20 protein-coding genes and 1 pseudogene are annotated in these 24,019 nt (G+C 62.5%); 13 read left to right on the plus strand and 8 right to left on the minus strand.

Features of this window, described 5'->3' with window-relative positions; genetic code table 11:
- Positions 1-90 precede the first annotated feature (90 nt).
- Positions 91-1,371: pseudogene (locus BFP95_RS30500) on the minus strand (HAMP domain-containing protein); the annotation flags it as partial.
- 126 nt (positions 1,372-1,497) lie between these two features.
- Positions 1,498-2,994 (minus strand): MFS transporter, encoded by a 1,497-nt coding sequence (locus BFP95_RS26935; RefSeq protein ID WP_056858414.1) that lies wholly within the window; start codon positions 2,992-2,994, stop codon positions 1,498-1,500.
- Between the two features lie 309 nt (positions 2,995-3,303).
- Between BFP95_RS26935 and BFP95_RS26940 the strand changes: the two genes are divergently transcribed.
- The 3 genes from BFP95_RS26940 to BFP95_RS26950 all read left to right on the plus strand — a co-directional run bounded on the left by BFP95_RS26940 (position 3,304) and on the right by BFP95_RS26950 (position 7,632).
- Entirely contained in the window at positions 3,304-4,752 is a 1,449-nt protein-coding gene (locus BFP95_RS26940; RefSeq protein WP_065873517.1) for an APC family permease, read from the plus strand.
- An 82-nt stretch (positions 4,753-4,834) separates the two neighbouring features.
- On the plus strand, positions 4,835-6,256 hold the full coding sequence (locus BFP95_RS26945; protein ID WP_065873516.1) for an aldehyde dehydrogenase family protein: 1,422 nt from the start codon (positions 4,835-4,837) through the stop codon (positions 6,254-6,256).
- A 53-nt stretch (positions 6,257-6,309) separates the two neighbouring features.
- Positions 6,310-7,632 (plus strand): hypothetical protein, encoded by a 1,323-nt coding sequence (locus BFP95_RS26950; RefSeq protein ID WP_175403054.1) that lies wholly within the window; start codon positions 6,310-6,312, stop codon positions 7,630-7,632.
- Positions 7,633-7,658: 26 nt separating this feature from the next.
- On the opposite strand, the gene BFP95_RS26955 is transcribed toward BFP95_RS26950, so the two are convergent.
- Positions 7,659-8,417 carry an IclR family transcriptional regulator gene (locus tag BFP95_RS26955; protein WP_065873515.1) on the minus strand — a complete coding sequence of 253 codons (759 nt, stop codon included), beginning with the start codon at positions 8,415-8,417 and terminating at the stop codon, positions 7,659-7,661.
- Positions 8,418-8,705: 288 nt separating this feature from the next.
- On the opposite strand from BFP95_RS26955, the gene BFP95_RS26960 reads away from it, so the two are divergent.
- The 9 genes from BFP95_RS26960 (at position 8,706) to BFP95_RS27000 (ending at position 18,275) form a co-directional block, all read left to right on the plus strand.
- Complete coding sequence (locus BFP95_RS26960; protein WP_065910953.1) at positions 8,706-10,247, plus strand: acetolactate synthase large subunit; 1,542 nt, start codon at positions 8,706-8,708, stop codon at positions 10,245-10,247.
- 11 nt (positions 10,248-10,258) lie between these two features.
- A complete protein-coding gene (locus BFP95_RS26965) occupies positions 10,259-11,749 on the plus strand; it encodes an aldehyde dehydrogenase family protein (RefSeq protein WP_065873513.1) in 1,491 nt (496 codons plus the stop codon).
- A 27-nt stretch (positions 11,750-11,776) separates the two neighbouring features.
- Complete coding sequence (locus BFP95_RS26970; protein ID WP_056858420.1) at positions 11,777-12,571, plus strand: SDR family NAD(P)-dependent oxidoreductase; 795 nt, start codon at positions 11,777-11,779, stop codon at positions 12,569-12,571.
- Positions 12,572-12,583: 12 nt separating this feature from the next.
- Positions 12,584-13,624 carry a VPS10 domain-containing protein gene (locus tag BFP95_RS26975; RefSeq protein WP_065910954.1) on the plus strand — a complete coding sequence of 347 codons (1,041 nt, stop codon included), beginning with the start codon at positions 12,584-12,586 and terminating at the stop codon, positions 13,622-13,624.
- 11 nt (positions 13,625-13,635) lie between these two features.
- Positions 13,636-14,094: a VOC family protein gene (locus tag BFP95_RS26980; protein ID WP_056858422.1), complete on the plus strand. Its 459-nt coding sequence runs from the start codon at positions 13,636-13,638 to the stop codon at positions 14,092-14,094.
- A gap of 15 nt (positions 14,095-14,109) precedes the next feature.
- Complete coding sequence (locus BFP95_RS26985) at positions 14,110-14,712, plus strand: amino acid synthesis family protein (RefSeq protein WP_056858423.1); 603 nt, start codon at positions 14,110-14,112, stop codon at positions 14,710-14,712.
- A gap of 160 nt (positions 14,713-14,872) precedes the next feature.
- Positions 14,873-16,480, plus strand: coding sequence for a bifunctional 3-(3-hydroxy-phenyl)propionate/3-hydroxycinnamic acid hydroxylase (locus BFP95_RS26990; RefSeq protein ID WP_056858424.1), 1,608 nt, complete (start codon positions 14,873-14,875; stop codon positions 16,478-16,480).
- Positions 16,477-17,283, plus strand: coding sequence for a 2-keto-4-pentenoate hydratase (locus BFP95_RS26995; RefSeq protein ID WP_056858425.1), 807 nt, complete (start codon positions 16,477-16,479; stop codon positions 17,281-17,283). Before BFP95_RS26990 ends, BFP95_RS26995 begins: the two co-directional genes overlap by 4 nt.
- Positions 17,284-17,333: 50 nt before the next feature.
- Positions 17,334-18,275 (plus strand): helix-turn-helix domain-containing protein, encoded by a 942-nt coding sequence (locus BFP95_RS27000; RefSeq protein WP_065882047.1) that lies wholly within the window; start codon positions 17,334-17,336, stop codon positions 18,273-18,275.
- 49 nt (positions 18,276-18,324) lie between these two features.
- On the opposite strand, the gene BFP95_RS27005 is transcribed toward BFP95_RS27000, so the two are convergent.
- The 5 genes from BFP95_RS27005 to BFP95_RS27025 form a co-directional block, all read right to left on the minus strand.
- Positions 18,325-19,236 (minus strand): ABC transporter six-transmembrane domain-containing protein, encoded by a 912-nt coding sequence (locus tag BFP95_RS27005; RefSeq protein WP_065910955.1) that lies wholly within the window; start codon positions 19,234-19,236, stop codon positions 18,325-18,327.
- The gene (locus tag BFP95_RS27010) at positions 19,224-19,706 is read right to left on the minus strand and encodes a hypothetical protein (RefSeq protein ID WP_329606454.1); all 483 of its coding nucleotides are present in this window, start codon (positions 19,704-19,706) and stop codon (positions 19,224-19,226) included. The genes BFP95_RS27005 and BFP95_RS27010 overlap by 13 nt, the downstream gene beginning before the upstream one ends.
- A gap of 183 nt (positions 19,707-19,889) precedes the next feature.
- A complete protein-coding gene (locus BFP95_RS27015) occupies positions 19,890-20,981 on the minus strand; it encodes an ATP-binding protein (RefSeq protein WP_056858427.1) in 1,092 nt (363 codons plus the stop codon).
- On the minus strand, positions 20,978-21,700 hold the full coding sequence (locus BFP95_RS27020) for a response regulator (RefSeq protein ID WP_065873509.1): 723 nt from the start codon (positions 21,698-21,700) through the stop codon (positions 20,978-20,980). Before BFP95_RS27020 ends, BFP95_RS27015 begins: the two co-directional genes overlap by 4 nt.
- A 166-nt stretch (positions 21,701-21,866) precedes the next feature.
- Positions 21,867-22,694 carry an AraC family transcriptional regulator gene (locus BFP95_RS27025; protein WP_056858429.1) on the minus strand — a complete coding sequence of 276 codons (828 nt, stop codon included), beginning with the start codon at positions 22,692-22,694 and terminating at the stop codon, positions 21,867-21,869.
- 184 nt (positions 22,695-22,878) lie between these two features.
- On the opposite strand from BFP95_RS27025, the gene BFP95_RS27030 reads away from it, so the two are divergent.
- A complete protein-coding gene (locus BFP95_RS27030) occupies positions 22,879-24,018 on the plus strand; it encodes a tyramine oxidase subunit B (RefSeq protein WP_056858430.1) in 1,140 nt (379 codons plus the stop codon).
- The last annotated feature ends 1 nt before the right edge of the window (position 24,019 follow it).

The following is a 24,019-nucleotide window of genomic DNA, read 5'->3' on the forward strand; positions in this document are numbered from 1 at the left end:
CTGCCGCGAGATTTCCGAGGATTGGTCGGCGGTGCCGCGCGCATCGGTGATGCTCTGCTTGATCTGCGCGATGGTCGGTTGCAGTTTGTCGAGGAAACGGTTGAACCAGTTCACCAGTTCGCCCAGTTCATCTTTCTTGCTGTAGTGCAGGCGTTGGGTCAGGTCGCCGTCGCCGCTGGCAATTGCCTTGAGCATCTGCGCGACACTGTTGATCGGGCGCGTCACGCCGGAGGCGGTGAGCCAGATAAGCAGCAGGCCCAGCAACCCGGCGCCGATGGCCACCAGCAGCGACTCCAGCGTGTCGCGGGTTTGGGTCTGGTCAAGCAAGGCCTGAAGCGCGATCGAGTCGGCCAGCAAGACTTGTTTGGGCAAATCGATGACCACGCCCCACGCCGCCGCGTCGGGGATGGGCGCGACGGGGTAGACGGCACGGATCAAGTCATTCTCGGCCAGCACCGCCGGTTTTTTTTGCGCCACAGCCGCGAGTATCGTCTTGCCTTGCTCGCCCAACGTGACGTTGACCGGTTTGGCGACCTGGCCTGCGTCCTTGCTGTAGGCCGCGAGCACGCCGCTGTCGGACACAATCAGCATGCTGCCCGAGCCGTTGAACAGCGTCCGCTGGGCATCGCTCGCCGCCGCTTGCAGGGCGCCGAGTGCGAGGTCCACACCGAGGGTGCCGATGACCTTGCTATCGGCAATCAGCGGTGTCGACAGCGTGGTCATCAGTTGCACTTGCCCGGCCTGGGTATCGGCGTAAGGCGACAACAGGCAGGTGCGTCCTGTGTCTCGCGGACAGGTGTACCAACTGTTATAGGGGGTGCCGCTGATGCTCAGCTCGGTCTTGTGCAAATCGGCTTCGGGAATAAGGATGTTCAACGATTCGCCGCCACCGCGGTTCCAGGCGCTGGAAAAGCGGCCCTTTTCATTGGAGGCGCGCGCCGCGTCATTGACGAACTCGCTGTCCTGGCCTTCCAGCGCGTTCGGTTCGAAAACCAGCCACAGCCCCAATATCTGCGGGTTGTGCTCGAAGGTTGTCTTCAGGCTCTGGTTCACTTCCTCGCGCAACGTCGCGGCCGGCAAGCCGCGTTGGGCGGCCATGTTCCGTAATTGGATCGTCTGGTCGGAGAGGGCGGTTATCAGCAACAGGTTGTTGCCAAAGGCGCGCTGCAAATTGCCCGCCTGTTCCGCGGCCTTGGCCAGCAGCAGGTTCTCGCCGCTGTCGGTCAGCATCTTGCTGCTGGACGTACCGATCAACCGGCTGTTCTGGTTGCCCTGGTAGAGGTTCATGCTGACGATCAGGCCGATCACGCCCAGAAGGCACAAGCCGGACAGCAAGATGATTTTCAAGCGGATGGAGAGCGTGTCGAGCATCGGAGTATCTCGCTAGTGAACAGCGTGCCGGTTGACCAGTCATTGGCCTGGGCCACTGGCTTTTTATTGGGTATGTCATATATCGGCCGGCCTTGGGGTTTTAACGAGCCCGGTTCGGTCATTTTTCTACGCTCGCGGCATGACCGCTGCTTGCCGGCCGGGCCGGACCCGCAGCGCCGCGATCAACAGCAGGGCTGCCAGTACCGCGAGTACGGCCACGAAGCCCGTATCGAACGCCGAACGGGCCAGCCCTGTCAGGAGCGCCGCGTCATCGCTCGATAACGTTGCCGACACCAGCAGCGCGTCGTCCAGGCTCTCGAACGTCAGGGGATTGAGGCTCAACCGGGCTGGCATGCTCAAACTGGCGGACCAGGCATATATCGCCGACAACAGGCTGCCTGCCAGTGTCACGCCGGCGGCACCGCCCAGTTCGAAGGAGACTTCCTCGATGGACGCGGCCATGCCGGCCTTGTCCGTGGACACGCTGAGCATGATGGTGCTGGACGCCGCCGTCAGCGCCGCGCCCATGGCCATGCCCAGCAGGGCGAGGCTGACAATTTGCAGCGGTACCGCCGCGTTGTGCAGCAACAGGTACGCCAGCATGGCGGCCGCCGAGAACAGCAAGGTCCAGAACAGCATGCGCCGGTTGCCCAGGCGCGACAGGTAGTAGCCGGCCAGTGGCCCGGCCACGAAGGAACCCAGGGGCAGCGGCAGGATAAACAGTGCCGCTTGCAACGGTGACATCCCCAGTACCAATTGCAGACGCTGGCTGAACACCAGTTCCATGCCGATAAACGCGACGGCTGAAGCGACGGCCGCAATCACCGCATTCCTGAACAGCGGCATGGCGAACAGTGACAGTTCCAGCATCGGCTGTGCGACCCGGCGCTGACGTCGAATGAACAGCGTCAGGAACAACGCACCCAGCAGCAGCGCCACCAGCATGGCCGCGAAGGAGGGCGACCGCTTGCCGAGTTCCTTGACGGCATAGGCCAGGCTTATCAAACCGATCATCACCTGCAGCGACCCCAGCCAGTCCCAGTGCCGCTGCGCATTGCCCGGATGGTCGTGGATCAACAGCGTTCCGAGCAGCAGCGCCGCCAGCACAATCGGCACGTTTATCAGAAACACCGAGCCCCACCAGAAATGCTCCAGCAGCAAGCCGCCCACGACCGGACCGAGCGCCGCGCCGCCGGAGGCCACCGACGCCCACACACCAAAGGCCATGGCCTGTTCGCGTGCGTCGCTGAACGTCAGCCGGATCAGCGCCAGGGTGGCGGGCATCATCATCGCCGCGCCGACGGCCAGGCCACCTCGGGCGCCGATCAAGACATTGGCCGAGGGCGAGAAGGCCGCGATGAGCGAGAACAGGCCGAACACAACCAGCCCGCCGAGGAACAGACGCTTGTGCCCCAGGCGATCCCCGAGTGTGCCCATGCCCAGCAACAGGCCGGCGGCAATCAACGCGTAGATATTCAGGATCCAGAGCTTTTGCGAGGCTGTCGCGCCAAGCTCGCGGGTCAGGGTGGGTAAGGCGGTGTACAACACGGTCATGTCAATGACGATGAGTAGCAATGCGCTGGAAATAATGCCGAGGATCAGCCAGCGGCGCTTGGCGGACATAGGGTGCACTCGATAATTGAATGGCCGACGCCGGCAACTTCAGGCTCAGGCAGGCGTAGGGTGGGTGATGCTAGCTTGCACGACTGCAGGCCCGTAGCGTTATCCCAAATCGGCGGGGAGTGAATCGGGCCCTGACCTGTTTTGGGGCGCCGCCCGCGATGTTACCGATTTGGGATAGCGAGGTGTTCGTGGGCGGGCATAGCATCGAATACAGCGCCCAACCTCAACAATAAAAGCGCTACCCGGCACCGATAGCGCCTGGATCGGGGCTACCCCACAGCGACTGCCTCATACAATAAGGTCAAGAACATGAGCGTAACTCTCCCGGTCAACAGCTCCACGGAGCTCAAGCGTGGCGCCCTGGGTGTCGGCTTCATCATCTTCTTCGTTATTTCCGCGGCGAGTCCGCTCAGTGTGATCGCCGGCGGCTTCCCGATCGGCATCATGCTGGGCAACGGCGCGGGCACCCCGGCATTGCTGATCCTGGCCTTGCTGGTGCTGATGGCGTTCTCGGTGGGTTACACCACCATGTCGCGTCACGTTACCAACGCCGGCGGTTTCTACGCCTTTACCTCCCGGGGCCTGGGTGGCCTGGCCGGCGGTTCGGCGGCGGTGCTGGCGATGTTCGCCTACAACATCCTGCAGATCGCCTTGTATGGCATGTTCGGTGGCGTGGTCGCCGGCACCATGGAGAGCGTGGCGGGCGTGGTCTTGCCCTGGTGGGCCTATTCGCTGATGGCGATGGCCAGCATTGCGTTTCTCGGCTATCGCAAGATCGACCTCTCGGCGCGGGTCCTGTCGTTGGTGGTGATCGCCGAATACCTGGCGATCCTGATTCTCGACTTCGCCATCCTGAAGACCGGCGGCGACAGCGGCGTCAATCTCGACTCGTTCACCAGCCAGCATGTGTTCAGCGGCACTCCGTCCATCGGCCTGCTGTTCTGCTTTGCCGCCTTCATCGGCTTCGAGGCCACGACCATCTACGGCGAAGAGGCGAAAGACCCGCAGCGCACCATCCCGATTGCCACCTACAGCTCGGTGCTGCTGATCGGCGGGTTCTACGCGCTGTCGGTATGGTCGATGGTGGTGGGCGTGGGCGCGGACAAAATCGTGCCGATGCTGCTGGCCTTGCAAGACCCCACCACCTTTATCTACGGCATGTCCGATCACTTTGTCGGCCCGCAGCTGACCCAGGTCATCCGCGTGCTGTTCATGGTCAGCATCTACGCCGGACTGCTGGCGTTCCATAACGCCGCGGCGCGCTATTTCTACGCCATCGGCCGTGACGGCCTGCTGCACAGCGTGCTCGGCACCACCCACCGCGTGCACCAGAGCCCGCACATGGGGTCGGCCTTACAGAGCCTGATCGCGGCGGTGGTGGTGTTGATCTTCGCCGCGATGGACGCCGACCCGATTCTGCAACTGTTCGCCTGGTTCTCCAACCTGGCAACCCTGTGCGTGATCCTGCTGATGGCGATGACCTCAGTGGCGATCTGCGTGTATTTCCATCGGCATCCCGAGCACAAGGTCGGCTTGCTGCGCGGGCGCATTCTGCCAGTGCTCTCGTGCCTGGCGTTGCTGGGCGTGCTGGTGCTGGCGGTGGCGCATTTCGATGTGCTCACGGGAGCCAGCCAGCTCTTGTCCTACAGCTTGTGCGCAGTGATTCCCGCAGCCCTGCTGAGCGGCCTGTACCTCGCCATGCGCCTGCGCAAGGTGTCGCCGCAGCGGTTTATGGCCCTGGGCAGCCACAAGCTCTAAGGTCTGGATCGATACCTCTCTACTGTGAATTGTTCGCTTGCCACTGTCCGGCAAGGCTCGTCTGCGTTAAAGGAAATTGCATATGCACCCTTACAAGATGTTCATCAATGGCGTTGCGGTTGGCGGTGAAAGCGGCCAGTTCGACGTGATAAACCCGGCGACCGGCGCCGTATTCGCGCAATGCCCGGCCGGTTCGCTGTCGCAGCTGGACGAGGCGGTAGCCGCCGCCCAGGCGGCTTTCAAGACCTGGCGCCACAGCGCCCACGCTCTGCGCTGCGAGCGCCTCAATGCGATCGCCGATGACATCGAGCAGGACGCCGACGCCCTGGCTCGGCTGATCGTGCAGGAACAAGGCAAGCCCCTTGAACTGGCGTTTTCCGAAGTCATGGGCGCCGCCGCCTGGACCCGCTACGCGGCCGGGCAAGAGATTGCCGTGGAATTGGTGGAAGAGACCCCGACCCAGCGCGTCGAGCTGCATCGCAAGCCCCTGGGCGTGGTGGCTTCCATCACGCCGTGGAACTGGCCGTTCATGATTGCCGTGTGGCACATCATGCCGGCGCTGCGCGCGGGTAACTGCGTGATCAGCAAGCCGTCGAGCCTGACGCCGCTGAGTACGTTGCGCCTGGTTGAAATCATCGGGCGGCATGTGCCCCACGGCGTCATCAACTCCGTGACCGGCGAGCAGGGTTTCGGCAGCGCGATCACCTCGCACCCGGGGATCCAGAAGATTGTGTTCACGGGCTCCACCGCCACCGGCCAGAGCGTGATGCGCGGGGCCGCCACCAACCTCAAGCGCCTGACGCTCGAACTGGGTGGCAACGACGCGGCGATTGTCTTGCCTGGCACGCCGGTGGAGGAGGTGGTCGAAGAGATCTTCCAGGCCGCCTTCCTCAACATGGGCCAGACCTGCGCCGCCCTCAAGCGGTTGTACATTCACGAATCCCAGTACAAGGCGTTTGCCGAGGCACTGACAAAAATTGCCGAGCGCCAGGTGGTCGGTGATGGCCTGGAGCCCGGCGTCAACTTCGGCCCGGTGCAGAACCTCGATCAACTGCGCCTGGTGGACGCCCTGATTGCCGATGCGCGGGCACACGGTGCGCGGGTGCTGTGTGGCGGCGCACGCCTGGATCGTCCTGGTTTCTTCTACCCGCCCACACTGGTGGCGGATGTGACCGATGGCCAGCGTCTGGTCGACGAGGAACAGTTCGGGCCGGTATTGCCGCTGATCGCTTATCAGGATGTCGAGGATGTGTTGCGCCGCGCCAATGCCGGCGACATGGGCCTGGGCGGTTCGGTCTGGGGCCCGGACGTTGAGCAAGCGCAGGCATTGGCCAGCCGTCTGGAGAGTGGCGTGGCCTGGGTCAACTGCCACGCGCGCATTCAGCCGAACACGCCGTTCGGCGGTAGCAAGATGTCCGGCTTCGGCGTCGAGTTCGGCCTGGAAGGGTTGCTGGAATTTACCGGCCAGCAGTTGCTGTTCGTCAACAACCGCGCAGCCGAATAACGCCTCAACAACTAAGACAGCCTCTCAAAAGGCGCACCCAAGGAGCTTCGATCATGCGGTATCCCTCCACGTCATTTCTCAGCGGTACGTTGGCCTGTACGTTGACGCTTTGCGCCATCAGTCAGGCTCAGGCCTATGAGTTGTACAGCGATGAGAGTCGGCATCTGAATGCCGACATGACCGCCGTGTTCGGCATGTTCAACAGCCGCAACAACTATGACGGCACGCCGGGCGGTTCGACCTGGCGCGAAGGTTTCATCAAGTATGGCTTGAGCGGCGACCAGTCCCTGGCCGGAAATGGCACCGCCTATGGCGCCTTCGCGCTGGTCAGTTCCGCGACCTGGGGTGACGGTGACCCGGCCGGCAATACCCTGGGCAGCGAACGCACCACCAAAATCGAAGATGCGTACCTGGGCTGGCGCTCCGGCGACCTGTTTCCGGCCCTGGGCAAGGACGGCGTGGACATTTCCGGCGGTCGCCAGGTGGTCAAGCTCGGCAGTGGCTTCCTGATCAACGACGACGGTCCGAACCTGGGCAAGGGGCCGGCCAATGGCACGATGAACCGTGGCGGTGCGTATTACCTGGCCGCGCGGCACGCCTTCGATCAAACCGCGTTCCTGCGGCTGGGCGGCAAGGATGGTCTGCACGGCAGCCTGTTGTGGCTCAAGTCCGATAACCGCGCCCAGGCTGAAACCGAAGTGGCCGCCGGTACCCTTGATTACACCACCAAGCCGGGCACTCTGGGCTTGACCTGGGTGCACGGCATCGATGTGAACGAACGCTGGGCCAGTGATTTTCAACGCCAGCGCAAGGGCATGAATGTCTACAGCGTACGCGGCGAAGGCGACGCAGGCCTGCCGAATGTCAGCCTCGCGTTCGAATATGCCTGGCAGGACAAGGATACCGGCCCCGAAAAAGCCTGGTACGGCGAAGCCGGCTACACCTTTGCCGATGTCGCCTGGGCGCCAAAGGTAAGCTACCGCTACACCCGCTACTCACAGCAGTGGGATTCGCTGTTCACCGGCTTGAGCACTGGCTATGGCACCTGGCTGCAGGGCGAAGTCGCGGGCAACTATGCCGGGCCGTTCAACAGCAACACCAGCATCCAGCACGTGGCCCTCAAGGCCACGCCTCTGGAAAACCTGACTCTGGGTGCGCTGTACTTCGACTTCGACACCGTGCGCAAGAGCAATGCGCTGAACCTCAATGCTCGGGAGCTGGATGTATACGCCGAGTGGGCCGTCAACCCGCACCTGATCGTCACGCCGCTGATCGGCCTCTACAAGCCCAAGCAGGACGCCACCACGGGCGGCAACCAGGTCGCCGGCAACGGCACCAATGTTTACAGCCAGTTGACCATCGCCGTGCCGTTCTAGCCCACCGCAGCCGCCGCGCCTGAACCTCAGGATGCGGCGGCGCCCGGCGGATTGCGCAGGTTCTCGGCAATCCGGCGGGTGGTGTCCATGACCATTTCAATCACGGTTTCCTGGCGCAGCAGCTTGAAGTTCTGGGTGCTGCCGACGGCGGACAGGCTGCCGATCACCTCGTCGATATCCGGCTGGATGATGGGCGCGGCGATGCCGGTCAGGCCGAGGTTGAGTTCATCATGGGTCATGCAGTACCCATCCTTGCGAATCTTCTTTGTGGCCTTGGCAAAGCTGGCCCAGTCGTACGGGCTTTCCGGGTCGCTGGCCATATGCTCTTCGAACAGACGCTGCAGGCGTCGACCTTTCTGGAAAGCGATCAATACCTTGGACTGCGCGCCGCGAAAAAAGGGCAGCGGATGCCCGCGCCCGAAGGAGAAGTGATACGTGTCGGTGGGTTCGGCAATGTAGGTGTTGATGATGCGTCCGTCGTAGAAGACGCTGGCGAACACCGCCAGGCCGGTCTGCGCCGACAGCTCGTGCATCAGCTCGCGCCCCGCCAGAAGTATGGGGTCGTACTGGCGCATCATCCAGTCCAGCTCGATCACGCGCGGCCCCAGGCCGTAGTGGCCGGCGTCCACGCGGGTCAGCAGGCCGGCGTCGCACAATTCCTTGACATAGCGATACGCGGTGGCGCGCGACAGGCCCATGCGCTCGGCGATGGTGTCCGGGTCGATCTTCAACGTCGCCGGACCGAACAGGTCCAGGACATTCAGCAATTTACTCAGGCTGCTCATTTCGTTCCTAGAGAAGGGATGGCATGCGGGTAAGCACTATAGGCGAAAACAGCGCAGATCCAATGTGGGAGCGGTCTTGCGCGTGAAAGCGGTGGGCCAGTGATGGAAGTTACTGACAAACCGCATTCTCGAGCAAGCCCGACCCTGCAGGTCGAAAGACTAAGCTTTTCAGATTATAAATTCACCTAAATCTCAAATAAAGAGATTATATTCATAAAATACTTGTTTGTTACTCTATATTGTGTGATAAATCTCAACAAAGAAAACGCTCAAGCGAGAGGGCTGACAATGAATGGCGCGCAACTGATAGTGAATGCGGCAGCGGCAAGCGGTATCGAGTACTGCTTTGCCAACCCGGGCACCACCGAGATTCCGCTGGTGGCGGCCATGGCCAGCGCACCTGCCCTCAAGCCGGTGTTGTCATTGTTCGAAGGGGTATGTACCGGCGCCGCGGACGGCTATGGCCGCATCGCCGGCAAACCGGCGATGACCCTGACGCACCTGGGCCCGGGCTTTGCCAATGGCATCGCCAACCTGCATAACGCGCGTCGGGCCAATACACCCATCGTTAACGTCATCGGCGATCACGCCTCCTGGCATGTCAACTACGATCCGCCCTTGGCGAGTGACATCCAGGCCTTAGCCGGCACCGTTTCTGGTTGGGTGCGTACCTCGCGCACGGCGGCGGGTATCGGTGAAGACTTGCAGGAAGCCGTGCGTGCGGCATGGCAGGCCAAAGGCCAGATCGCCAGTTTGATCCTGCCTATGGACCTGCAAGCCCACGCGGTGACGCACAACGGTGTATTCGCCCCGTTGCGCGCACCGGTTCGCCGGTTTGCCGGTGACCGGATCGAAACCGTGGCGCAGGCATTGCGTGACGGCAAGCGGCTGGTGTTCATCGTCGGCGATGAGGGCTTATCAGTCGCGGGACTGGAAGCAGCGGGGCGCCTGGCGCAACAGCCCGGCGTGCGCCTGTTTGCCGAGACCTTTCCGCGCCTGAGTTACCGTGGCGGTGGCTTGCCGGACCTGGATCGCCTGCCGTATTTCCCGGAAGTGGCGATTGAAATTCTTGAGCAGTACGACCTGGTCATTTGTGCTGGCGTGCCCGAGCCCATTAGCTACTTTGGCTACGAAGGCATCCCGTCGCGCCTCGCCGAACGTGAACGTCTGCTGACGCTGGCCGAAGTCGGTGACGATGTTTCCGCCGCGCTGACGGCGTTGGCCGATGCCCTGAATGCACCGGCCTATGTGCCGACCCCGGAGGGTATCGAACTGCCACCCGGCCACGCCGAGCTGACGCCACAATCCATCGGCCAAGTGCTGGCCGCGTCACTGCCCGACGACAGCATCGTCTCGGTTGAGGGCGGCACCTGCGGCTATCCCTTTTTTACCGCCTCCGCCCGCGCCGCGCGGCATCGGGTATTGACTAATACCGGTGGCGCGATTGGCCAGGGGATTCCGGTGGGGTTCGGTGCCGCCTTGGCGGAACGCGGCAATAGCGTGTTCTGCCTGCAATCGGACGGCAGCGCCCAGTACACCATTCAAACCCTGTGGAGCATCGCCCGCGAGCAGTTGCCGGTGGTGATCCTGATTGCCGCCAACCATCGCTACGCGATTTTGCAGAACGAGCTGCGTCGTTTCGGCATGACCGAAATGGACCCACAAGCCCTGCGCCTGACCGTGCTCGACAGCCCGCGTATTGACTGGAAGGCCCTGGCCAAAGGCTACGGGGTACCGGCCTGCACGGTACAGACCAATGCCGAACTGCAACGGGCGCTGGCCAATGCCAAGGCCGACCGTGGTCCTTGCCTGATCGAAATGGCGCTGTGAAGGAGTCGACCATGAACCTGCCCCCATTATTGCCTGCCGTCCAGGCGTTCCTGGATCAGCCCGGTCGCCTGTTCATCGGCGGCACCTGGCAGGACGCCGCCAGCGGTCGGCGCTTTGCCGTGCAAAACCCGGCCACCGAGCAGACCCTCACCGAAGTCGCCCAAGGCGATGCGCGCGATGTGGATGCAGCCGTCGCGGCTGCCCGCGCGGCCTTTAGCGGTGCCTGGGCCTTGCAGTCGCCGGCACAGCGCGGCCTGTTGCTGTTTCGCCTAGCCGATCTGCTGGACCAGCACCGCGAGGAACTGGCGCAGTTAATCACCCTGGAGAACGGCAAGCCGATTGCCAACGCGCGCGGTGAAGCGGCCAGCGCGGCGAACATCATTCGCTACTTCGCCGGCTGGCCAACCAAGATCGAGGGCAGCACGCTGCCCGTCTCGCCGGCCAGCGGCGCGCCGATGCTCAACTACACCTTGCGTGAACCGGTGGGTATCTGCGCGCTGATCGTGCCGTGGAATTTCCCGTTGACCATGTGCGTGTGGAAGCTCGGCCCGGCGCTGGCCACCGGTTGCGTGGCGGTGCTCAAGCCCGCCGAGCAGACACCGCTGATCGCGATCCGCCTGGTGCAACTGATCGAGGCCGCCGGCTTCCCGGCCGGGGTGGTCAACCTGATTACCGGCCTGGGCGCCGACACTGGCGCACCGCTGGCACAGCACCCGGACGTGGACAAGATCGCCTTTACCGGCTCGACCCAGGTCGGGCGGCTGATCGCCCAGGCGGCCACCAGCAACATGAAAAAGGTCTCGTTGGAACTGGGCGGCAAGTCCCCCAACATCATCTTGCCCGACGCCGACATCGTGCGTGCCGCCAAGGGCGCCGCCGATGGGATCTTCTACAACCAGGGCCAGGTGTGTACCGCCGGCTCGCGCCTGTATGTGCACGCCAGTGTGCTCGACCAGGTGCTCGAAGAGCTGCAGCGTCATGCCGCCGCGCATGTGCTCGGCAATGGCCTGGACCCGGCGAGCAGCATGGGCCCGCTGGTGTCCGCGCGGCAGTTGAACACCGTCAAGGGCTACCTGCAGCGGGGCCAGGAAGAGGGCGCCGAACTGATCTGCGGTGGCGGCCGTCCCGCGCACCTGGAGCATGGGCATTTCATTCAACCGAGCGTGTTCCTCGACCGTGCCGAACGCGCCTGCGTGGCCCGCGAAGAAATCTTCGGCCCGGTACTGACCGTCATGAGCTGGACCGAAATCGATGAACTGGTGTTGCGCGCCAACGATTCGCCGTATGGCCTCGCCGCTGGCCTGTGGACCCGCGACTTGCGTTCGGCGCACCGCGTGGCTGCACAGCTCAAGGCCGGCTCGGTATGGATCAACTGCTGGAACGTGGTCGATCCCTCTTCACCGTTCGGTGGCTACAAACAATCCGGCTGGGGTCGGGAAATGGGCAAGAACGTGATCGACGCCTACACCGAGACCAAAAGCGTGTTTGTCGATCTCGCCTGAACTGAATAATCACAAGAGGAAATGGCAATGGATCTGGAATTGAAAGGCCGCGTGGCGATCGTCACCGGCGGCGGCATGGGCATCGGCAAGGAAGTCGCGCGTTTTCTGTCCGAGGAAGGCTGCAAGGTTGTGATCTGCGCGCGCCGCATGGCGTTCCTGCAGCTGGCTGCCGAAGAAATCACGGCACAGACCGGCAACGAAGTGCTGCCGCTGTTCTGTGACACCAATGACATGAAGGCCGTGTCGGAGATGGTCGATGCTGCGTACAAGCATTTCGGCCGTATCGACATCCTCGTCAACGGTGCCGCGGCCCCGTCCGGCGTGGTGCGTAATGACATCGAACACGCCGGCGACGATGAACTGCTGTCGGACCTCAACACCAAGGTGATCGGCTATTTCCGTTGTGCCAAGGCCGTGACGCCGCACATGAAGGCCGCCGGCTTCGGTCGCATCATCAACATCGGCGGGCTTACCGGGCGCAGCAGCAAAGTGCTTTCGGGCATGCGCAACCTGGCAATCGCGCACATGACCAAGACCCTGTCCGACCAGTTGGGCCCATTGGGCATCACGGTCAACCTGATTCACCCCGGCGTCGTCGATACCCCGCATATCCAGGAGTTGTACGAGCGCGAAGCGGTCAAGCAAGGCAAGACCGCCGAACAGGTCGAGCAAGCCTATATCGACGCCACGCCGATTCGCCGCACCCTGGCACCGATTGAAATGGGCTGGCTGATCGGTTTCCTGGCCTCGCCGAAGGCCGGCGCGGTGACCGGTGAGTCCATCGGCATCGACGGCGGTTTGACCCGTGGCATCTATATCTGAGGAGGATCACAGATGAGTAACGGAACCCTTTTGGTGGCCACCGTCGGGCAGGCGGTGATCCGCAGCGCCGACGACGGCAAGACCTGGCATCGCCTGGGCCTGGGGCAGGACCTCGAGTTCGATGCGATCACCCGCTCCCTCAGCGTGCACCCCGACACGCCCGAGCGCATCTATGCCGGCACCGACGTGGGCTTGTGTGTCAGCCACGACACCGGTGGCCATTGGCAGCGTGTCGATTCGCCGTTCAACGGGCAGACGGTGTGGAAAGTCGCCGTCGACCCGCAGGACGCGCAACGGATTTTCGTCGGCACCGGCGCGCCTTCGCGCGCCGTGTTGTGGCGTACCCTGGACGGCGGCCTGAGCTGGGATCGCGCGCCGGTGGAAATCCCCGAGTTCTGCGACGGCGTCAGTCGCCCACGCCTGCTGGCCTTCGCCTATGACCCCAGCGACCGCAACCAGTTGTGGTTCGGCCTGGAGGAGGGCGGGTTGTTCCATTCCCGTGACGGCGGTGACACCTGGACCCGTGTCGATGACCGCCTGTTGTGGGACTACAACTCGGACATCCACAACATCGTGGTCCTGCCCAATCACGGCGAGAAAGTCATCGTGGTGGTGTGCGTGAACGCGGTCTACCGCAGCCTGGATGAAGGCCTGACCTGGACCGGTATCATCGGCCGCGAAGCCTTCGATTTGTACTACCTGCGCGCCATGAACGCGCCGCTGGGCACGCAAAACGAGCTGTACCTGAGCATTTCCGACGGTACGCCAGGCACCACCAGCAAGATCCTCGTTTCCCGCGATGCCGCGCTCAGCTGGAACGTCTTGCCCCTGCCACAGCAGCCCAACTCCTGCGTCTGGGCGCTTGCCTTCAACCCGGCCAACCCGCGCCAGATCGTGGCGGGCACCAAGTACGGGCACTTGTTCACGTCCGACAACGGCGGTGATGGCTGGCAGAAGCACTGGCGTGAATTCAGTGAGATCGCCGATGTGCTGTGGACGCCCGCCGTGGCGCAGATCAAGGCCGGGCATCAATCCATCGTCAAGAAGAACTGAGGTAACCGGTGATGAAAGTCAAAATCCTTCGGACCCACATATCGCTGTTTGTGAGTGATCCTGATGTGTCGGCGCGCTGGTATGCCGACATCCTGGGCATGCACGAAAGTGCCCGGGGCGAAAGCTGGGTCATGATGGCGTTTGGCACCAAGCACCACGATATCGCCTTGATTCGTGCAGAACCCGGCGCCCACCAGGGCGGCCTGGGCCTGCAGCACTACGGATTGGAAATCGACGGTGATATGACCACCTTGCGCCAGCTCTACGGCATGTTGCTGGAGAAGGGCGTCGAGGTGGTGAAAATCACCGATCACGAAATCGGCAACGGCCTGTATTTCAACGACCCCGATTGCAATCGCATGGAATTCTTTCTCGAGACCGAGCATGACGATGCGTGCGGCAAGGCCCGCTTCAAGGCCGCCGGCGCGCCGAGTCGCAACATCACGCTTGACCCCCTTGACCCGCTTTGAACCGAGGTTTACCTGATGAAAACTGCAAATTTCGCCAGCTATCACATCCGCAAATGGTACAGCTTCGTTGAAGAAACCCTGGCCAACGAGACCGGTCAACTGGCCGATGGCGAGCCGTTGTTCAAGTATGCCGTGGCCGCGGTGATCGACAACCCGTATGCCGGGCGCTTCAGCCAGGACCTGGCGCAATTGGTCGAGCCGTCGCCGCTGTTGGGCGAAGAATTCGGCCGGCGCATCCAGGCACTCGCCGGCAGCCGTGAAATCATCAGCTACGGCAAGGCTATCCTGGTGGGCAGCGCAGGCGAGTACGAGCACGGTAACGCGCTGCTGACCAACCCGGCCGCCGATCCCATCCGCGTGGCCCTGGGCGGTGGCAAGTCGTGGGTGCCGTCCACCGGCAAGCGTGGCGGCCCAGGTTCGACCATCGACGTGCCGCTGGCGCACAAGGACGCGTTGTATGTGCGTTCGCACTATGACAGTTTCTCCCTGACCTTCGGCGACGGCCCTTCGCCGGATGAAATCGTCGTGATCTGGGCCTTCGCCACGCGCGGGCGTTTGCATGCGCGGTTGGGCGGCCTGAAAGCCGAAGAGGTCAAGGGCCTGGACGGCCTGCACTGAAAACACCCATGTAGGAGCGAGCTTGCTCGCGAAGAACGTTAACGATCACGCGTTCGTTCTGGATAAATGCAGTGCCTATGCGTTCTTCGCGAGCAAGCTCGCTCCAACAGAAATGCGCATGCCCGGACTCAACTCACAACAAGAAAAGCGGTGAATAGCGATGAAGCAGGAGAAGACCCAGGTTGTCATCGTGGGCGGTGGCCCCAACGGGATCACCGCCGCGCACTATATGGGGACATACGGCATCGACTGCGTCGTCCTCGAACTGGCCGACGGCATCCTGCCGTATCCCCGTGCCGTGGGCATGGACGATGAGGCGCTGCGCGTGCTGCAGGGCATCGGCATCGCCGACCTGGCGGTGCGCGACATGATCTGCGATGTACCGCTGCGTTATTACAATGCGCGCGGCGTGTGCTTCGCCGAGGTCAAGCCGAGCACCGCGCATTATGGCTGGCCGATGCGCAATATCTTCATGCAGCAGCTGCTTGAAGGCACCCTGCGCGAACACCTCGGCCAGCACCCCTGCGTCGAGTTGCGCCAGGGCCACGAATTGTTCGAACTCGAGCAGGACGCAGAGGGCGTGACCCTGCAGGTGCGCGATGCCCACGGTGAGCTTTACCAGCTCCGGGCGGACTACGTGATCGGTGCCGATGGCGGGCGCTCCACGGTGCGCAAGCAACTCGGCGTCGAGCTGCTCGGGCTGACCCATCCGCGTAAATGGGTGGTGGTCGACACCGCCAACGACACCCTCGATGCGCCCTTTACCGCGCTGCATGCCGACCCGCAGCGGCCCTTCGTGTGCATCTACCTGCCATACCAGCAGCGCCGCTGGGAATTCATGCTGATGGAAGGCGAGGACGAAGCGAAAATGTGCGAAGAAGCGACGATTCGCCAGTTGATCCACGGGCATATCGGCGATGCCGTGAACGACCTCAATATCATCCGTATCCGTGCCTATACCCACCACTCGCGGGTCGCGGCGCGGTTTGTCGAAGGGCGTGTGGCGCTGGTGGGCGACGCCGCGCATATTTCCCCGCCGTGGGCCGGGCAGGGCCTCAACTCCGGCCTGCGCGACGTGGCCAACGTGGCCTGGAAACTGGCGGCGATCATCCAGGGTCGCGCGGCGCCGTCGATCCTCGCCAGTTACGACCAGGAGCGGCGTGGTCACGCAACCGAGCTGGTGTCCCTGGCCGACAACATGGGCGCGGTACTCGGCCTGACCAACCCGTTGATGGCCGGTGTGCGCGACTGGCTGTTCCAGGCCGTCAACACTGTGGATAACCTGCGCTCGCACTTGCTGGAATTCAAGTTCAAACCCAAGGCCACCATCACCAAGGGCCTGGTCCACCATGAACGGGCCGAGTTGCGTGAGGATGATCTGGTCGGGCAGTTGTTCATCCAGCCGAATATCGAAGACGCCCAGGGCCAGCGTCGGCGCCTCGATGAGGTGCTCGGCAATGGCTACGCCGTACTGGGTTATCGGGTGAACCCGCGCGACCACCTCAGTGAGCCGATGGCCGAGTATTGGGCGCGGTGGGAGACACGTTTCATCCAGGTCAATCGCTCGCGCAGCGGCGTGGGGCGCAACCAGCCGTTGACAGCCAACGCGGCCTTGAGTGTGGAGGACGTGGATAACCGCCTCGGCCAATGGTTCTCCAAGGTGCGCGACTGCATCGTTGTAGTGCGTCCGGACCGTTTCGTCGCGGCGATCACCACCCCTGAGCGGCTTGACGGCGTGCTGCGCAAGCTGGCGGCGCAACTGTCATGAGCAGCGCTGACGAGTTAACCGGCCAACTGCACGAGGCCGGGCGCAGCGCCCGGGCCATCGCGCCGTTGTCGCCCGAGGCGCTGGACAAACAGCAAGGCTATGCGCTGCTGCGCCAGGGTTTGGCGCAGCGCCTGGCAGGCGGCGAGCACCTGAGCGGCTGGAAGGTGGCCTTCGCCGGGCGCGCGGCGCAGGCGCGTTTTGGCCTCGACGAACCGGTATATGGCGCGCTTACGTCGGCCATGGTGGTCGCGCCGGGCAGCACGGTGTCGTTGGCGCGGCTGATCCAGCCCAAGCTCGAGGTTGAACTGGCGCTGGTGTTCGGGCGCACGCTGGTGCCGGGCGACTACAGTGATGCGCAGATTCTGGCGGCGATTGCCGAGGTGGCCCTGGCCTTTGAAATCGCCGATTGCCGCTGGCAGGGTTGGACATTCGGGCTGGGCGCGTTCCTGGCCGATAACGCTGCCGCCGGGCTTTACTGTGTCGGGCCGCGGGTGCCATTCGATGCGGCGCGGCATGCCTGCGTGGAATATCGCCTGGAGCATGCGGGCGCGCTGCTGGGCAGCGGCAATACCCAGGCACGCGAGGACAGCCCGCTGTTCAATCTCTGCTGGCTGGTGCGGCGCCTGTTGGCGGACGGTCATCCCGTGGCGGCCGGGCAGGTTGTGCTGTCCGGCGCGTTACTGGCACCGCTGGAGATACAAACGGGCGCTTATCGTCTGCAGATGCTTGGCACGGAACTGGCTTTGGATTTCCACGCCGGCCCCGCGCCTGCGCAAACGCCCGCTACCGTTATGGATGACTGAGCCCCCTTCAGGCCAAAAAACAAGCATCAGGCCGCCGAGGAATGACCAACATGCTCGCCGAAGTCCGCACCTTCAATGACTCTCAACAGCACGCCGGCTCGATCCAGGGCTGGCAGCAGGTCTATGACCAGCTCGGTCGCGGCTGCCTGACCAGTGAGCTGCGCCAGCTGTCCGGCGATCGCTTCCAGATCTTCCAGGAAGTGCTGGACAAGCGTGTGGTGCAGCATGGCCGCTCGCCCAAGGGCCGCTTGTGCGCGGCCATGTCACTGGGCAGCCCGCCGGTGGTGCAGGGCCAGCAGGTGGGGGCCGAGAGCGTGGTGCTGTTGCGGGACGGCGAGGAATTTGTGCTGCATGCACCGCAGGGCACACATTTCTTCGCCTTGAATGTGGACGCGTTGCGCTTTGCCAGACTGGCGGCGGTCGAGTTGTCCGGCGAGCAGCTCAAGCGTTTGACCAGCGTCTCGGCGCTCAGCGTGGATGAAGCGTTACTGTTGCGCATTCGCCAGCGTATCCATCCACTGTTTCGTCACTTTTTGGAACACGCCGACACGATCAGCCCGGCGGCGGAGAAGATGCTCGAGGATGAATTGCTCGGTGCGTTCCTTGATCTGTTCACCCACGCCGGCGATGAAGTGCGTGGCCGGCGTGGCAACTTCGCGGTCAGTGCGTATCTGGTCAGGCGCAGCCAGGAATTAATCATCGCCAGTGGCGATACCCCGTTGAGCATTCTTGACCTGTGCGAGCAACTGCGCGTGAGCCGCAGGACCTTGCAGAACAGTTTCCAGGCGGTGACCGACATGCGCCCGGTCGAGTACTTGCGCAATTTGCGCCTGAATGCGGTGCGCCGTCGACTGATCGCGACGTCCGCGAGCGAAAAAAACGTCGGCGAGATTGCTGTGGCCATGGGTTTTTTCCACCTGAGCCACTTCGCGACGCATTATCGCGAGCTGTTTGGCGAGTCGCCTTCGGAAACGCGCAGGGCGTCTTGCTGATGCTCCAAGGATCTGATGCACTGCAATCCAAATGTGGGTTCGGCGTGAGTTATCGGTCCAGGCCGGGGTCCACGCGTTTGCCGATGTCCTTGAGCCGCGCCAGTTGATCGATCATCGAGGGCGCTTCGTCCAGGCAACTGACGAAGGTCCACAAATAGGTCATCACCGCGTAGATGTGCCCGGCTTTTATCTGCGGTGCCAGGGCCAGTTGCGTAATCGCGACGACGAACAGCAGCGCCGCCAGCAGGCCAATGGACAGGAAGGCAATGGCCTCGCGGTCGGATAAGCCGATGCGCAGGCGCGACAGCAGGTGATAGTGACGGCGCAGGGTGTGTGCGCCGACTTTTTCCACCAGGCCGATCTCTTTTTCCAGGCGATTGTTCAAGCGCTCGTGCAAGCGCTGGTTGCGCCGCGCAAAGCCAGGCATGAACGTGACGCACAGCAACAGCGCGAGCAGGCACGCCAGGCCGACCCAGGGCTCGATCACCAGCAGCATCGCCGCCGCGCCGACGATCGACACCAGTGCGGTGGCGATGGTTGGTACGTGCTTTTCGAAAAAATCGACGAAATCCCGCGCCAGCATCACGCGCGCCGCTGCCCTGGAGGTGCTGTGGCGTTGCAGGCGCTGGTTGAGAATCACCGGTACCGCAAGGTCGGCGTAGATGCGCGTGAAGGTGCGCGTATCCAGGGCCCGGCGGGCCGCGCCGACCACCCAGAAACCGAGCACGACGGCGGCGTACCACACGGCACTGCCGGCATCGCCACGAATGATCGAGTCGACGGCAAACCCGGCGAACAGCGGATAGGCCAGCAGCAAGGCGTTTTCCAGCGCGACCAGCGACAAGGTGCCGGACAGTTTGCCGGGGTAGGCCCTGGCGATAGCCTTGAGGGTCTGGCTGGCGGATTGCTGCCCCAGCTTTTTACTTTCTTCGAGCAGAATCGGCGGCGTTACGGCTGGCATGGGGCGCCTGTGGGGTACGTGTTGCGTTGATAAATGTCACGGGTGACGTCGAGCAGGTAACGCACTTCGTCGGTCATCAGTAACAGATCAATCTGGACTTCTTCGACAATGATTTCCGCGGTAATCAATATACAAATAGCCGGGGCGATGACCAGCCAGTGGTAGTACGACAGTGTCACTAATGAAACGCACACGCCGATTAACCATAACGCCAAGACACTTTGCGGGGCGTACTTCTGCAGGGGAATCCAGAAGCGTTGCAACTTTCTCAATTTAAACTTGTAGAGCGAAAGTGACGCTTCCAGTTGTTTAAGGTCGATAGCGTTGCGAGCTGAATGCTGTGTCGGCATAACAGTTATCCACGTGAGAACGTTAAACATCAGAGCCAAGCAGGCGACAATGCGGCTATTCTCTGTCCCGGCGCTCATGGCCTGGCAGCGTTTGGCTGAGCCAGGCGAGATTGACTTCACTGACTTCCATCCATTCGCCCCTGGCGGGAATCCTTTCGCAACTCATGAAAGCAATACAACGTCCGTGTGTGTCCAGTAAGGCAAAGTGGCGGTATTTTCTTGCCCGCTTGAACAGGCCAATACACAAACGCATGCCATCACCTTGGTGGGTATTCATATACAGCGGGTTTGTTTCAGCGGGTATCAGGTCTGGGCAGTGAAACGTGATGCTGCGGGCCAACTGAGTTCAAACAATGTGCCGCTGTTTATCAATGTTCGACACGTCACCGCGCCGCCGTGGGCGATGGCTATCGCGCGCACCACCGCAAGACCCAGTCCACTGCCGCCCTGGGCGCGCGAGCGTGAACTCTCGCCACGCTGGAACGCCTCGAAAATATGCTCGGCGAACGCCGCATCGATCCCCGGACCTTCATCCGCGACCCTCAGGAAGTGACCGCGCTCGTCACTGCCCAATTCAATGCTGACAGTGCCCGGCGTGGCATGCCGGCGAATATTGTCGAGCAGCGCCAGCAAGCCCTGGCGGATGCGACCGGGGTCGCAGTAGACGGGGCCCTTGCGCAGGTTCAGCTGCAGGCTAAAGCCGGCGCTGTTCAAGCTCGGCTCGAACAGCCGCGCTTCGGCTTCCAGTGCGTCGGCCAGTTCCACCTCACTGAGTGCCAGGACCAGGTGGCCGTTATCGCCCATGCCTACCACGCGCAGGTCTTCGACCAGGCGGGTCAAGCCTTCGACCTGGCCGAGCAGGCTGTAGAACTGCGCGGTGTCCGGCTCGAAAACGCCCTCGGCCAACCCCTGCAGGCGGCCGCGCAGGATCGTCAGCGGGGTGCGCAGTTCATGGGCAATGGCGGCATTCCAGAAGGCTTGCTCCTCGGCCATGTGTTTGAGTCGATTCGCCATGCTATTAAAGTCATCCACCAACAGAGCGGCTTCGCCCAGGGAAAGATCGGGCGCCACGGCGCGTGCATCCAGGTCGCCGGCAGCCAGGCTGCGCAGGCTCGTTGCCACCGAATTGAGCGGCATCAGAATGCGCTTGGACAACTTGACCGCCATCGCCACGCCCAAGCTCAGGCTGACGCAGGTAATCAGGCTCATCCACAGCCATTCCACGCCACTGGGCAGCCATTCATCCGCTTCCAATTCCAGCTGCGTGGGCGGCGACAGGCTCCAGAGCACGGCGTAGAACACATAGGAGCCCACGACCGCGAGCGCAATCACGCACAGGACCACAGCCGACATCGACAAAATGATCTGCCGGCTCAAACTGTTGGGCACTCTCATGCCTGGCTCCCGAACCGGTAGCCGACGCCACGGATGCTGGTTGGTACGCCGTGCAGGCCGAGGTCTTCGATCTTGCGGCGCAACTTGCTGATATGGCTGTCGACGGTACGTTCCAGGCTGTCGCTCTCCGGCGAGCAGAGCACCAGCAGTTCGGCACGGCTGAACACGCGGCGCGGTGCCTTGGCCAGCTGTGCGAGCAGGTTGAATTCGGTCACCGTGAGGTGCAACGGCTGTTTTCGCGTGCCGATGTAGACGTTCACTTCATGGCTGTCGATGTCGATTTCAAAGGCGTCGACGCGCACCACGCTGTGGCCGGCGCCGCGGTCACCGCAACGGCGCAGCACCGCCTGGATCCTGGCGATGACTTCCGCCGGGTTGAAGGGTTTGACGATGTAATCGTCCGCGCCGATGCGCAGGCCCATCAGCTTGTCCATGTCCTGGTCGTGTGCCGTCAGCATGATTACCGGTGTATTGCCGCGATGACGCAATTCCGCCAGCACCATCCAGCCGTCCAGCTTGGGCATCATCACGTCGAGCAGCACCAGGTCGGGCTTGAGCTGTTGATGCAGTTCCAGCGCGCGCCGTCCGTCCTGCGCATGCGCGGTGCGAAAACCGGCGCGCTTGAGGTAGGCCGTGAGGATATCGGCGATTTCCGGCTCGTCTTCGGCGATCAGCACCAGCGCCTGGTTGGCGGGCGATGCGAGGAGTGATTCAGTCATGGTCTGCTCGTTCGATGTGCGGTGTTGCGGGTCAATGCGCTAAACATGCACTGTTTTCCAGCAACGGAGTGAATGATGCACCGCAAGCATGCACGTTCAGCGAAGGGTTTGTGGAGAATTGATGGAGAGGCGAATTATTGTTTTCGCAGCCCGGGGGGGCGGGCGCTCAGGCGAAGCGGATGCGCTCGTTGTAGGCGCTCTGCAGCATTTTGCGCTGGTAATCGCAGGGCGTGGTACTGACCAGCTTCTTGAAGTCGCGCAGGAAGTGCGACTGATCGGAAAAGCCCAGGTCCAGGGCCAGTTCCGAGAACGATACATCGTGCCGGGTATTCAGGCTTTCCAGCGCCGCCTGGCAGCGAATGATCCGGCAGAACGTCTTGGGCGAGAGGCCGGTGTCCTGGCTGAACTGGCGGTGAATGGTACGGCTGGTGTAGCCGCTGAGGTCTTCCAGGTGCTGGATGCGCAGGTCGCCGCGATGGGCCAGCGTCTGCTGGATGACCATCGCGGTGAGCTTCGAGGTACGGCCCATCAGGCGCGGGGCGAGATAGTCGTTGAACAGCTTGATCTGGTCCTGCAGCAACGGGGCGTTGACGATGCTTTCGAAAATGCGCTGGGCGAACGCCGACACTTGCAGCAGGTCCCATTCCTGTTCGGTCAGGTCCTCGGCCATCACATTGATGAAGCCCGGAATCACCCCCGGCGCAAAGCGCACGCCGAAATAATGATGGCCCTGCAGCAGTTCGACCCGCTGGGCCTCCAGCGGGGTGCCGCAGATCCTCACGCTGGGACGCGTTGCGTCGCAGTCGAACACGATGTCCACGCAGCCGTCCGGCACCGCCAGCAGGTCAGCCGAGTGGACGACATCGAAGGCGTAGAAATGCGAAATCGCCGGGTGTTCGGAGGGCATGACCGAATACCGAGATGAGTTGAGTACGAACCAGGGTTGTTCGTAAGCAGTGTGCTGCCGCAGGGTCGGTGAACACAGGTTGAGCATGACCGGACCTTCAGGTGGATATATGCGGGAATATTCACGCATTTTTCACGCCAACTCCGAGGGCCCGCTCGAAACTTGATGTCCGAAATTTACAATACCGTCACCCACCGCACGCCGATACTCGACCTCGATAGCGTGGGAGCAGCGCCTACCGCTGCGATATCCCTTTCAGTCGAGAATAATAATGTCCAGTACTACAAACATAGACTTCATCTACTTGTCCGAGCAGGACATGATTCGGGCTGGCGTCACTGACATGCTCGCCTGTGTTAATACCATGGAGGAAATGTTCGGCCTGCTCTACAGCGGCGACTACCGCATGGCCGGGCCGAACAACGATTCCCACGGCGCAATGGTGGTGTTCCCGAAGGATTCGCCGTTCCCGAACATGCCCAAGCCGACAGCCGACCGCCGCATGATGGCGATGCCGGCCTATCTGGGCGGCAGCTTCTGCACCGCGGGCGTCAAATGGTATGGCTCCAACATCGCCAACCGCGACAAAGGCCTGCCCCGTTCGATCCTGATGTTTACCCTCAATGACCCTGACACCGGCGCCCCGTTGGCGCATATGTCGGCCAACCTGTTGTCGGCGTATCGCACCGGTGCGATACCCGGTGTTGGCGCGCGCCACCTGGCCCGCAAGGACTCGAAAGTGGTCGGTCTGCTCGGCCCGGGCGTGATGGGCAAGACCACGCTCGCCGCGTTTATCGCCGTGTGCCCGCAGATCGACACCTTGAAGATCAAGGGGCGGGGTGAGAAAAGCCTGAATGACTTCCTGGGCTGGGTGAAGGAAACCTACCCGCAGATCACCACGATCAACGTGGTCGACAGCCTCGAAGAAGTGGTCCGTGATTCCGACCTTGTTACTTATTGTAGCTCCGGTGAGACCGGCGACCCCTCGATCTACCCAATTGTGAAGCGCGAGTGGGTCAAGCCAGGGTGCTTCATGGCAATGCCGGCGTCCTGCTCGCTTGATGAAGGCATGGAGCTCGGCGACGTACGCAAAGTGCTCGATAACACCGGTCTGTACGAAGCCTGGTTCGAAGAGCTGCCCAAGCCTGCGCACCACTGCGTGCCGGTAATCGGCGTGCGCTTCATGGACATGATTGCCGAAGGCAAGATGCAGGCCGATGAGCTCGAAGACATTGGCAAGATAGTCGCCGGCGATGCCCAGGGCCGCCGCAACGATGAAGAGATCATCATCATGTCGGTCGGCGGCATGCCGGTTGAAGACGTGGCGTGGGGCACCGTGGTGTACCGCAATGCCATCGAAAAAGGCATCGGCGTGAAATTGAACCTGTGGGAAACCCCGGTACTGCGCTGAG

The organism is Pseudomonas sp. 58 R 12, assembly GCF_900005865.1.
In the GTDB taxonomy this organism is placed as follows: Bacteria; Pseudomonadota; Gammaproteobacteria; order Pseudomonadales; family Pseudomonadaceae; genus Aquipseudomonas; species Aquipseudomonas tritici.

What these genes read in the sequence shown, in the direction of transcription:
- BFP95_RS26985 (WP_056858423.1), top strand. Translation starts at nt 14,110, where the DNA reads ATGAAAACTGCAAATTTCGCCAGCTATCACATCCGCAAATGGTACAGC.
- BFP95_RS26960 (WP_065910953.1), top strand. Translation starts at nt 8,706, where the DNA reads ATGAATGGCGCGCAACTGATAGTGAATGCGGCAGCGGCAAGCGGTATC.
- BFP95_RS27015 (WP_056858427.1), bottom strand. Translation starts at nt 20,981, where the DNA reads ATGAGAGTGCCCAACAGTTTGAGCCGGCAGATCATTTTGTCGATGTCG.
- BFP95_RS26980 (WP_056858422.1), top strand. Translation starts at nt 13,636, where the DNA reads ATGAAAGTCAAAATCCTTCGGACCCACATATCGCTGTTTGTGAGTGAT.
- BFP95_RS27005 (WP_065910955.1), bottom strand. Translation starts at nt 19,236, where the DNA reads ATGCCAGCCGTAACGCCGCCGATTCTGCTCGAAGAAAGTAAAAAGCTG.
- BFP95_RS27020 (WP_065873509.1), bottom strand. Translation starts at nt 21,700, where the DNA reads ATGACTGAATCACTCCTCGCATCGCCCGCCAACCAGGCGCTGGTGCTG.
- BFP95_RS27000 (WP_065882047.1), top strand. Translation starts at nt 17,334, where the DNA reads ATGCTCGCCGAAGTCCGCACCTTCAATGACTCTCAACAGCACGCCGGC.
- BFP95_RS27025 (WP_056858429.1), bottom strand. Translation starts at nt 22,694, where the DNA reads ATGCTCAACCTGTGTTCACCGACCCTGCGGCAGCACACTGCTTACGAA.
- BFP95_RS27030 (WP_056858430.1), top strand. Translation starts at nt 22,879, where the DNA reads ATGTCCAGTACTACAAACATAGACTTCATCTACTTGTCCGAGCAGGAC.
- BFP95_RS26970 (WP_056858420.1), top strand. Translation starts at nt 11,777, where the DNA reads ATGGATCTGGAATTGAAAGGCCGCGTGGCGATCGTCACCGGCGGCGGC.
- BFP95_RS26940 (WP_065873517.1), top strand. Translation starts at nt 3,304, where the DNA reads ATGAGCGTAACTCTCCCGGTCAACAGCTCCACGGAGCTCAAGCGTGGC.
- BFP95_RS26955 (WP_065873515.1), bottom strand. Translation starts at nt 8,417, where the DNA reads ATGAGCAGCCTGAGTAAATTGCTGAATGTCCTGGACCTGTTCGGTCCG.
- BFP95_RS26990 (WP_056858424.1), top strand. Translation starts at nt 14,873, where the DNA reads ATGAAGCAGGAGAAGACCCAGGTTGTCATCGTGGGCGGTGGCCCCAAC.
- BFP95_RS26950 (WP_175403054.1), top strand. Translation starts at nt 6,310, where the DNA reads ATGCGGTATCCCTCCACGTCATTTCTCAGCGGTACGTTGGCCTGTACG.
- BFP95_RS26935 (WP_056858414.1), bottom strand. Translation starts at nt 2,994, where the DNA reads ATGTCCGCCAAGCGCCGCTGGCTGATCCTCGGCATTATTTCCAGCGCA.
- BFP95_RS26945 (WP_065873516.1), top strand. Translation starts at nt 4,835, where the DNA reads ATGCACCCTTACAAGATGTTCATCAATGGCGTTGCGGTTGGCGGTGAA.
- BFP95_RS26965 (WP_065873513.1), top strand. Translation starts at nt 10,259, where the DNA reads ATGAACCTGCCCCCATTATTGCCTGCCGTCCAGGCGTTCCTGGATCAG.
- BFP95_RS26975 (WP_065910954.1), top strand. Translation starts at nt 12,584, where the DNA reads ATGAGTAACGGAACCCTTTTGGTGGCCACCGTCGGGCAGGCGGTGATC.
- BFP95_RS26995 (WP_056858425.1), top strand. Translation starts at nt 16,477, where the DNA reads ATGAGCAGCGCTGACGAGTTAACCGGCCAACTGCACGAGGCCGGGCGC.